The 7,090-nt window shown below is 38.5% G+C and carries 6 protein-coding genes; 2 read left to right on the top strand and 4 right to left on the bottom strand.

All coding sequences use genetic code 11. From position 1 onward, the window contains the following. The first annotated feature begins 78 nt into the window (after positions 1-78). Complete coding sequence (locus F3G66_RS04095) at positions 79-1,164, top strand: MBL fold metallo-hydrolase (RefSeq protein ID WP_149707242.1); 1,086 nt, start codon at positions 79-81, stop codon at positions 1,162-1,164. 44 nt (positions 1,165-1,208) lie between these two features. Beyond that, positions 1,209-1,496, top strand: coding sequence for a hypothetical protein (locus F3G66_RS04090; RefSeq protein ID WP_021091759.1), 288 nt, complete (start codon positions 1,209-1,211; stop codon positions 1,494-1,496). 706 nt (positions 1,497-2,202) lie between these two features. Here F3G66_RS04090 and F3G66_RS04085 read toward each other — a convergent pair. From F3G66_RS04085 to mnmG, 4 genes are all read right to left on the bottom strand, one after another. Continuing rightward, a complete protein-coding gene (locus tag F3G66_RS04085; RefSeq protein WP_149707241.1) occupies positions 2,203-3,246 on the bottom strand; it encodes a c-type cytochrome in 1,044 nt (347 codons plus the stop codon). Between the two features lie 2 nt (positions 3,247-3,248). After that, on the bottom strand, positions 3,249-4,493 hold the full coding sequence (locus tag F3G66_RS04080; RefSeq protein ID WP_149707240.1) for a cytochrome b: 1,245 nt from the start codon (positions 4,491-4,493) through the stop codon (positions 3,249-3,251). 10 nt (positions 4,494-4,503) lie between these two features. After that, positions 4,504-5,007: a ubiquinol-cytochrome c reductase iron-sulfur subunit gene (petA, locus tag F3G66_RS04075; protein WP_021091707.1), complete on the bottom strand. Its 504-nt coding sequence runs from the start codon at positions 5,005-5,007 to the stop codon at positions 4,504-4,506. 175 nt (positions 5,008-5,182) lie between these two features. Continuing rightward, on the bottom strand, positions 5,183-7,048 hold the full coding sequence (mnmG, locus tag F3G66_RS04070) for a tRNA uridine-5-carboxymethylaminomethyl(34) synthesis enzyme MnmG (protein ID WP_149707239.1): 1,866 nt from the start codon (positions 7,046-7,048) through the stop codon (positions 5,183-5,185). Between the last annotated feature and the right edge of the window lie 42 nt (positions 7,049-7,090).

The raw sequence follows: 7,090 nt of genomic DNA, 5'->3' as shown, positions 1-7,090 counted from the left end.
TAAGCTCGGGTTAATTAAATAAAACTGAAATTTAAAAATCTAAAATATAATCCGACCTTTAAATTGAAAAGGCTTTTTATGGGAATTTTTATAGTTATAGTTTTGTTTATTGTTGCAGTTTTTCTTTTTATGAAATTTACTCCAGTTTTTGGTGGCACACCAGATACTAGAAGCCAAAAGCCGATAGAATCTTCGCCAAATTTTAATGGTAAAGTTTTTATAAATTTAGAGCCAACAATCGATCTAGTGAAGAAAAGCCCACAAGCATCCATGTTAAATTTCGCTATCCAAGCGCTCTTCCCACCAAAAGGCAAGCTACCAACTAAGCCTTTGCCAAATTTAAAATTTGATGCAAAAGCCCTCAAAAATGGCGAGTTTATCTGGCTTGGGCACGTTAGCCTCATATGCAAGCTTGATGACAAAACCATCATCACTGACCCAGTTTTGCACCGAGCATTTCCACTGCCAATTGGCGGTAAGCCCTTTACTTACGAGCATGCTATCACCACTAGTAACTACCCAGATGCGATCGATATCGCCCTCATCTCGCACGATCACTACGATCATCTTGATCATAAAACGATACTTGAGCTAAAAGATAGAATTTGCAAATTTCTAGTGCCACTTGGCGTAAAAGCTCACCTTGTAAAATGGGGCGTTGATGAAGACAAAATTTATGAGTTTGACTGGTTTGGTGAGCAAAAAATAGGAAATTTAAACTTCACGTTTTGTCCTTCAAGGCACTTTAGTGGGCGCACATTTAAAAGAAACACTACACTTTGGGGTGGCTGGGCGGTTGAAGAGGCTGGCTTTAGCTTTTATTTTAGCGGAGATGGCGGATACGGCAAGCATTTTAAGATAATAAATGAGAAATTTGGTGCCTTTGATCTAGTTTTTATCGAAAATGGTGCTTACGGCGATGGCTGGCCTTACGTGCATATGAAGCCAGAGGAGTCAGCGCAAGCGCTAAAAGATCTTGGTGCAAAGCTTGGTGTACCGGTGCACTGGGGCAAATTTGATCTATCTTATCACGCTTGGGATGAGCCGATCAAGCGTTTTGAAAAGGCAGCGACAAAACTTGAGCTAAACTACGCAACGCCGATGATCGGAGAAGTTTTCACTATCCAAAATCCGCCTAGAAAAAAGTGGTGGGAGAAAATTTAGGAATAAAATTTGCTCTAAATTTTAAAATCCAAAAGGAAATGCTGATGAAAATTTCTGAAAATTTAGCAAATCTAAAAAATGTCATCGATAAAGCTGCAAAAAATGACCTTGATATGAGCGCAACTGGAAGCTTTTTACAAAATTTAGAAAAAGCGAATAAAGAAACTGAAAAAATTTATAAACAGCTAGAAAAAGAGCTAAAAAGCGATGCGCAAATGTTTAAACAATTTGACTTCATGCAGATGATAACAAAGCTTCAATACGGCAACCTAAAGCCAAATGAACGTGAAAAACTGCTCAATAAAATGAGCAAGATCGCCAAGGAAATTTAATTTAAAAAGGCTTGACGCGGAGCTAAATTTTGCTATTTTTGTGAAATTTAGTGGGTTTTGGTGAGTGATTTGCTTAAAATAAATTTATTTAAATAGCGACCGTTAAAACTCAGATATATTTCTATTTTCTACCGAAACGCTTATATATTCATAGCTCACATGGTAGCATAGACATACTACTGCTTTAGGTTTTTAGGCAAATTTAAAATTTCATAAACGAGTAATTTTGGCTTTGATTTTAGTGGCAAGCCTTGCGGGACCTAAAATCAATAGTCAAATTCTTGCGAGTAAATGAAAGTTTTAAAATTTGCAAAGCATATAGACCATATAACTCCTATTCTTTTATTAAGGGAGAAGGGAGCTTAAATTACGGTCTGCTTGCAGTTGCGAGCTAGCAAAGCAAAAGAACTCCCTTCTCTCTTAACAATCCCTCTTCCCTGACACGTTCAAAGGGCATGCTCTAGTGCTAAAGCACTGCATGCAGTTTTGTTAATTTCAATCAAACTTTAATGAGTAATTTCGGTTCTAAAATTTGAGCTAAGCGGTAAGCGAAGCTAGATTTTAGTAGTCAGCTCTTACGAGTAAATGAAATTTTAAAATTTACAAAGACAGCTTGATTAAATTTGTAAAAGAATAAATTTAAAGAATACCTATTTATATATAAATTTACCAGAGAGGATTTAAGAGCCAAAGAGGCTCTTAAATTTTAGTGTAGTTCGCTCCAAACTTTGCGTTTCCAAAGCCAAGCAAAAATTCCTAATATAAAGAAGTAGATCATTACATAAAGTCCTGTGCTCTCGCGCTCAGCCTTTTTCTTGTCGCCTACTTTTTGGATATAAGCTACCACATCGTCTTCAGCGGCTTTATTTAAACCAACTCTTGGCATTGCAGTACCTGGTAGCATCTTTTGAGTATCGTTTATAAATTTATGTAAATACTCATCGCCTTTTGAACGAATCATCATCGATAGATCAGGTGGGTTTGAGCCCATATAAGCAGCAAGGCTTACTTTGTTGCTAAATGCATATTTTTTGTCATATTTTATATCATGACATCTTTGACATGCATCAGCGAAAACCTTTTCTTCGGTGATCTTATTATTTGCCTTTTCATAATCAGCAGATACCTTTTTCAAATAAGCTACTATATCGGCAGTCTCAGCATTTATATCACCACCAGCACCCATAAATGCGGTCATCGGGAATGGATGCTCGTCGTTAAATTTATGAGTTAGTTTTAAAGCCATAGTTGGGTTTTTAATGAGTGCGGCTAAGAATTTATCATCATAAATTTTACCAGCGGTACTAAGATCTGGTGGCACTACACCAAAGCTTTGACTAGCTGTCTCAGCATCCATACCAGCTGGCATACCTGCTGCTTCTATACCGTGGCATCCTGTACATCCTGCTGCCACAAAAGTGTCAGCACCCTTTGTAGCGTCACCTTTTGTAAGATCGATAGAGTTAATGTCATTCCAAAATGCTGTATAGTCATCAAGAATTTTTTGTGCTACTTCTACATCTTTTGTAGCCGCATCTATACTTGCCTTATTTCCGCTAGCCTTAGCAGTCTCAAGTGCTACCTTTTTTTGCTCTAAAAAGTGCTTTGCATAGTCAGTATCTTCTTTTGAAAAGTTATACTCAGCATTTGCAGTGTGCGGATGAAGCTTCATGTGAGCGTAAGGCTCGATACCCCAATATAAAACACCTGAAAGAATAACAACAATGGCAAAAATTTTAAGCTCTTTCATAATTAGCCCCTCTTTCTTTCAAGTATTGTGATAACTGGCAATGCAATTATAAATAAGAACAAGAATAGCAATGATGAATAAAATCCTATCCAGTCATTATAACCACCTGTTGGGAGCTTACCATATATAGATAATACGATAAGATCGATAACTAAAACCCAAAACCATATAAAAAATAGTGGTCTTTTATGAGCTGGAGCTACAAGGTCGCTTCTATCAAAAAGTGGTATAAGCATAAACGCAACACCTGCAAACGCAAACGCGATAAGACCGATGTTATAAGCAGAAATTCCAGCTATATCAAAGAAGAAGCCACGTAAAATTTCATATTGCCACAAGAAATACCACTCTGGGTAGATATGTGGTGGGGTTTTTAGTGGATTTGCTGGCTCAAAGTTGATAGGATCCATTGCAAAGTTGAAGTGATAGCAAACAAGATAGATGACAAATATCATAAAGAATGATACATACATAAAGTCTTTTGCCAAAAATCCTGGCCAAAATGGTATAACTTTAGATTTCGCTCTATCGCCGTGTAGATACTCTTGTGCCTCTACTTCAAAATCTATATCTTCGCTTGTTAGGTTATTAACGTGTGGAACTCTTAAAGAGTAGAAGTGAATAACCAAAACAGCTATCGTTACAAGTGGCAATAGACAAACATGAAGCATAAAGAATCTAGTAAGTGTTGAGTCGCCAACTGCGTAATCACCCCTAATCCACTCAACTAAAGCATCGCCAATAACTGGCACACCGCCAAAAAGCTGAGTGATAACAGTTGCCGCCCAGTAACTCATCTGTCCCCATGGGAGCATATAACCACTAAATGCCTCTGCTGAAAAACAGATAAATAGTACCATACCACTTATCCAAATGACTTCTCTGCCTCTTTTGTATGAACCATAGTAAAGTCCAGTAAGCAAGTGAATATACATAATAAGAAATATCGTAGAAGCTGAAACTGCGTGAATGTGACGCCAAAGCCAGCCATACTCAACCTCTTGCATGATAGTATAATTTACACTATCAAATGCTAAATTTACATCTGGTTTGTAATACATTAAAAGTAAAAAACCGGTAACGATTAAGAGCATAAAAAGCGTTGTTAAAATAACGCCCATTGCCCAAAGGAAATTTATATTTTTTGGAATCCAGTATTCGCTAACTAGAACCTTTATAAGTTTTGTAAAAGCTAGGCGTTGATCAAGCCAGTCAATAACGCCAGTTGATTTATGAGCTAAAGACATTGCTATCCTCCTAAGCTTTTGCTACTAATTTTTCGTATTCTGGGCTTGTTTCGCCTAGAACTAGCTTGGTTCCATCGATCTTAAATGGTGGTATATCAAGTGGTCTTGGAGGAGGTCCGTATGTCTGCATTCCGTCGGCGTTAAATTCGCCGCCATGACAGGCACATACAAACATTTGTTTGCTTGCTTTATACTCAGGTATACAGCCAAGATGCGTGCAAAGTCCGATAAGAACTACGTATCTAGCATCCCCCACGACAACATCTCTTTTGTCATTTTTAGCCATATCAGGACTTTTTTTGAGGATGAAAATAGGCTTTTTACGCCACTCAACCTGTCTCATTTCTCCATCTTTGATCGGACTTAGATCAACTGTTGTAAAACCAGCAGCTTTTACGCTTGGAAGTGGATCCCAAGTCTTTTTAACAGCCACTAGTGACATAGCGCCGCCGACAGCTGCCACAGCACCAAACGCAAGGCCGATAAAGCTACGTCTTTCTTGCTTTACTGACATTAAATTCCTTTCTATAAATAAATTCTTAACGATTATACTCTCAAAAAATTAAAAAAGTATAATTTCTAAATATAATCTGCAAAAATAATGTTAATTTCAACTTAAACGTAAATTTTGATTTTAAGATAAAAATTTTTAAGTTTTATGGCTTTTTGAACTAAACCAAAAATCAAAATCAGCCAAGCCTTTTCTCATTCATCTTTATATAAATATGCAAGATATCAATCGCAGCTGGCGTGATACCTGAGATTTCACTCGCAGCAAAGAGCGTCGGCGGCGCAAATTTCTCAAGCTTTTCGACCACTTCATTACTAAGACCACTCACACTTCTAAAGTCAAAATTTTCAGGAATTTTCACGTCCATCATATCTTTCATTTTTTCTATTTGATTTTTTTGCTCATTTATGTAGTGCTGATATTTACACTCGGTTAAAATTTGATCCACACTCGCATCATCTAAATTTGTAAATTTCTGATCAAGCTTTCTTAGTTTCTCAGCCGTAAAGCTCTTACGTGCGACAATCTTTTGAAGGCTCACATTTTGACTAATCGGCTCTTCATCAAGACTAGCTAAAAGCTCTAAATTTTGCTTACTTGGCGTAATTTGAGTATTGTTAAGGTAAGCAAGCCCATCTTTTAAATTTTGCCTGATAGTTTCAATTTCATTAAAAGTCTCATCATCAAGAAGCCCAAGCTCATGGCCATATCCGCCAAGCCTTAAAATGGCATTTTCCTCACGCAAAAGCAAGCGGTACTCCGCCCTACTCGTAAACATCCTATATGGCTCTTTTGTCCCTTTTGTGACAAGATCATCGATCAAAACGCCGATATACGCCTCATCGCGGCGCAAGATAAGCGGCTCTTTGTTATCAAGCGAAAGCGCTGCATTTATACCAGCCATTAGCCCTTGAGCACCGGCCTCTTCGTATCCTGTCGTGCCGTTTATCTGTCCAGCCAAGTATAGCCCTTTTACCTTTTTGGTCTCTAAGCTATGTTTTAGCTGTGTTGGCTCGACGTAGTCATATTCGATGGCATATCCGTGTCTTACGATTTTTGCGTTTTCAAAGCCTTTTACGGAGCGTAGCATTTGCACTTGCACTTCATAAGGCAAGCTAGTCGAAAAGCCGTTTATATAGTACTCTGTCGCTTCAAGAGTCTGAGGCTCGATGAAAAGATGGTGTCTGTCGCGGTCGCCAAAGCGGTTTATTTTATCCTCGATACTTGGGCAATATCTTGGTCCGATACCTTCTATCTGACCTGTAAAAAGCGGTGCTTTGTCGAAATTTGAGCGGATTATCTCATGCGTGGTTTCGTTTGTATAGGCGATGTAGCATGGCAGCTGTGTTGGAGAGAAATTTTTAGTTCTAAAGCTAAATGCAACTGGTTTTGCATCGCCATCTTGCTTCTCTAAAATTTCAAAATTTATCGTTTTTGCATCGATCCTTGGGCATGTTCCAGTCTTTAGCCTGCCTAAATTTAGCCCAAGCTCTCTTAGACTGCCGCTTAGATCCTTTGCGCTTAGTTCGCCCACACGGCCGGCTTCTAGCTTGTTAAATCCAACATGGATTAGCCCGTTTAAAAATGTGCCAGTTGTGATTATCACCTTTTTTGCGTTATAGATGTTATTTAGGTGGGTTTTAACGCCAGTTACTTCGCCATTTTGACTTAAAATTTCAGTGGCGATCTCTTGAGAAATTTCTAAATTTGGCGTGTTTAAAAGCAAATTTCTCATATAAACTCTATATCTATCCATATCGATCTGAGCACGGCTACCACGTACTGCTGGGCCTTTGCTCTCATTTAGCACGCGAAACTGGATGCCAACGGCATCAGTCGTTAGCCCCATTTGGCCACCAAGCGCGTCGATCTCTTTTACAAGATGTCCCTTTGCAAGGCCCCCAATGGCTGGATTACAGCTTGCGGCGCCTATTTGCTCGGCTAAGATCGTGATCAGTAAAGTTTGCTTGCCCATTCTAGCAGCCGCAAGACTTGCCTCAATGCCTGCATGCCCGCCGCCAATGACGATTATTTCATAGTTCATGATAAATTTTTCCTATTTTTTGATTGCGTGATTTTATCCAAA

It is taken from the genome of Campylobacter concisus (genome assembly GCF_902460665.1).
In the GTDB taxonomy this organism is placed as follows: domain Bacteria; phylum Campylobacterota; class Campylobacteria; order Campylobacterales; family Campylobacteraceae; genus Campylobacter_A; species Campylobacter_A concisus_AL.
Note: the sequence above shows the minus strand (reverse complement) of the source record. Positions and strands in the feature narration are given on the sequence as shown.

Coding starts and splice junctions, on each gene's coding strand:
- F3G66_RS04085 (WP_149707241.1), bottom strand. CDS start 3,246: ATGAAAGAGCTTAAAATTTTTGCCATTGTTGTTATTCTTTCAGGTGTT.
- petA (WP_021091707.1), bottom strand. CDS start 5,007: ATGTCAGTAAAGCAAGAAAGACGTAGCTTTATCGGCCTTGCGTTTGGT.
- F3G66_RS04095 (WP_149707242.1), top strand. CDS start 79: ATGGGAATTTTTATAGTTATAGTTTTGTTTATTGTTGCAGTTTTTCTT.
- F3G66_RS04080 (WP_149707240.1), bottom strand. CDS start 4,493: ATGTCTTTAGCTCATAAATCAACTGGCGTTATTGACTGGCTTGATCAA.
- mnmG (WP_149707239.1), bottom strand. CDS start 7,048: ATGAACTATGAAATAATCGTCATTGGCGGCGGGCATGCAGGCATTGAG.
- F3G66_RS04090 (WP_021091759.1), top strand. CDS start 1,209: ATGAAAATTTCTGAAAATTTAGCAAATCTAAAAAATGTCATCGATAAA.